Origin of the sequence: Azospirillum sp. SYSU D00513, assembly GCF_017356015.1 — a bacterium.
In the GTDB taxonomy this organism is placed as follows: Bacteria; Pseudomonadota; Alphaproteobacteria; order Azospirillales; family Azospirillaceae; genus Azospirillum.
Map to the genome: position 1 here is coordinate 1 of NZ_JAFIQV010000099.1, position 2,780 is coordinate 2,780.

Sequence of the window (2,780 nt, forward strand, 5' to 3'; positions counted from 1 at the left end):
CCGAGGAACGCTTGTCGGTACCGAAATCCGAATAGGTCGCGTAGGTCATTTTCGTCTCCGTCGCTCGATGGGAAGAATGAGGTCTGTCGCTTTGGCTTACTCGCGGATCAGCGCCGGTAGATCCATGGCGGAGCGGGCGATGTCCTGACGGTGCAGGCCGCGGGCGGCGAGCTGGGCGTTGCTCTTAGTGGAGAGCGCGCTGTAGGTGGCGTAAGCGGCGGAGGCTTCGACCCAGGCGCTGACGAACTCGCTGATCGTCTTGAGGATGCCCGAGGAGGAGCGGTCCGCGTCGAGGTGCGAGGAGGTGATGTAGGCCATGGTGTCTCTCCAGCATGTAGGTCGTGTCGTTCTGTTGAGACGAATATATTCTGGTATACAAAATCCCGTATACGCAAAAGACGCATTCCTAAGGTAGCGCCCACGCATAGCTGCGCTCTTTAGGGTTGCCAATAGTCAACCCGGCGGAATGTTTGTCCGTCCACCGATGTGCCGGTAGAGCTTTCCCGAGAGAGAGGGGACGCTCCAGGACAGGTGGGTGCGGCACTGTCCTGTGTCCTGTTTGGGTATGCTCTAGATAAACACATCACCAGCAAGAGCTTACGCCACTGCTCGCAGTCGGTGGGCCATTCTCCCTCAGTACTGTCAGCCTCCATTGTTACTTGTTGGCATCTGAGAGGTAGATCAGCCCGGTTTGGATGCAATCCATTGTAACATTATGATACGCAATCGACTCCTGGTTTCAGGTATTTTGGTGTGAAATTAGCAGTTATAATTCTGCTATGGAGAGAGTGTCCGGATTACTTAAATAAACCAAGAAGGTCTTAATATTTTAGAATTGTTGATTAGATGTGGGTGCACCTTCTTGGGTTGCAGCCTCCGCTTTCAGCAACATGCCTACTAGCGTCCTCTCAACTCCGATTAGACGTTGCCGTACCTTGATGCAGCCGCATATTCGGCTTCGTTCTCGGGTTTTCCGTATCGCACTGTGAATAGCGAACAGACTCGTTGTGTAGTCCTGCATACCAGCTTACCTATGATAGCAGCAATATGGTATAGCCTAGTCATAATGTTTTAATGGGGCGAATCAATAGTTGCCGTGATAGTGCTTTGTCACAAGCGCAACAAGCATGCAGGGGTATGCAGGTGGTCGCCGTTCAAGAGCTATCCAACCCAAAGGGATTTGACTCTGTTGCAAGTTTGGCCCCCTCCCCTGGTTTGGTGCACGGATGCGGCGGTTGCCCGCTCGGATGAGGTCGGGTTGGGGTGCTGCCCGGTTCGATGAGACAGCTGGCTGCGGTAAAATGAACCGCAACCGGAGGTCTGAAGATGAACGAGGAACAGGAACGTAAGCCCGAGGGGGCGCCGGAGCGCGCCCACAACGCTGGCGCAGGCGCCCCCTCGGGCGCGGAGGCCCGCGCTCCCCAACGGTTCTCCGCGCAACGCAAGCTGACCGCGGTTACGCGCCTTCTGCGCGGCGAGCCGCTGGAGGTCGTTGCTCGTGAGCTGAACGTCACGGTCGCGCGCCTGTCCGAATGGCGCGATCGCGCCCTGGCTGGGGCCGCCGCAGCGATCAAGGAGCGCGAGCGCGATGAGCGTGATGAGGAGATCGCGCGCCTGAAGGCCAAGGTGGGCGAGATCACCATGGCCAATGAGTTGCTGGAGGAGAAGATCGTTGCGCTGGAGGGCAAACGCCCTTTGGCCTGGCGGAGGTCGAGACGATGAGCCGGACCTTCTCGCCCTCCACTGGTCGCGCTTATGGTCTGGCCCGGGTCGCCCAAGTCTGGGCCGTGTCCCGGGCGACCGTCTACCGACACCGGCTGCGGGCTCTCAACCAAGTCAGCGACGGGTCGCCTTCCATGCGGGTTCGTCCCGGCCCACTCGGACCCTGTTCGGATGCGGAACTGGTCGAGCATATTCGCCAGCAGATCCTGGCATCGCGCTTCCATGGGGAGGGCTACCGCAAGATCTGGGCACGCCTGCGCTTTGCGGGGATCCGCACCTCGGCCCGCCGGGTAAGGCGGCTGATGGGTGAGCATGGGCTGCTGGCGCCGCATCGCGTCGGGCGGCGGCGCACACGGGTGCATGACGGCACCATCGTCACCGAGACGGTGAACACCATGTGGGGCACGGACATGACGGAGACAATCACCGCAGCCGAGGGGGTGGCGCGCGTCTTCATCGCCGTCGATCACGCCAACACCGAGGTGGTGGGCATCCACGCCTCGAAAAGCGGCAACCGCTTTGAGGCTCTGGAACCGGTCCGACAGGGCGTGCTGCGCCATTTCAGCAGCATCGGCCCCGGCGTCGCGGTAGGGCTCAAGCTGCGCCACGATCACGGCTCCAACTACATGTCCGGCGACTTTCAGGATGAGATCCGGTGCCTGGGTATCACCAGTTCGCCCTCCTTCGTGCGTGAGCCCGAGGGCAACGGCGTGGCCGAGCGTTTCATCCGGACGCTCAAGGAAAACCTCCTGTGGGTCCGCACCTTCGATACCGTCGAGGAACTCCGGCAGGCCCTGCTGGAGTTCGCTCGGCACTACAACGACACCTGGCTCGTCGCCCGGCATGGCCACCGCTCCCCGGCTCAGGTCCGAGCCGACCAACTCCGGGTTGATCGGCCCTCCGAAGCCGGGCTACCCTTGGCCGCCTGAACAAGCGCAGTCGCCTGTCTCATTTCCGGGCCGCAGTACACGGATGAGGTCGGGTAGAAGGCGGCCCCCTTGCTGATCTCCCTGCTTGAGCATGCCGCACAAACACAATGCTGACCGCCGGCATCGGAT

At 60.6% G+C, this 2,780-nt stretch carries 1 protein-coding gene and 1 pseudogene; one reads left to right on the forward strand and one right to left on the reverse strand.

Annotation, left to right across the window (positions count from 1 at the left end; translation table 11 throughout):
* Positions 1-96: 96 nt before the first annotated feature.
* The gene (locus JUB11_RS32295; protein ID WP_207462912.1) at positions 97-318 is read right to left on the reverse strand and encodes a hypothetical protein; all 222 of its coding nucleotides are present in this window, start codon (positions 316-318) and stop codon (positions 97-99) included.
* A gap of 1,080 nt (positions 319-1,398) precedes the next feature.
* Between JUB11_RS32295 and JUB11_RS32300 the strand changes: the two are divergent.
* Positions 1,399-2,651 (forward strand): annotated as a pseudogene (locus tag JUB11_RS32300) (IS3 family transposase); the annotation flags it as partial.
* Positions 2,652-2,780: the final 129 nt, after the last annotated feature.

Bases quoted from the DNA above. Each gene is read 5' to 3' on its own strand.
- JUB11_RS32295 (WP_207462912.1), bottom strand. From the start codon at position 318: ATGGCCTACATCACCTCCTCGCACCTCGACGCGGACCGCTCCTCCTCG.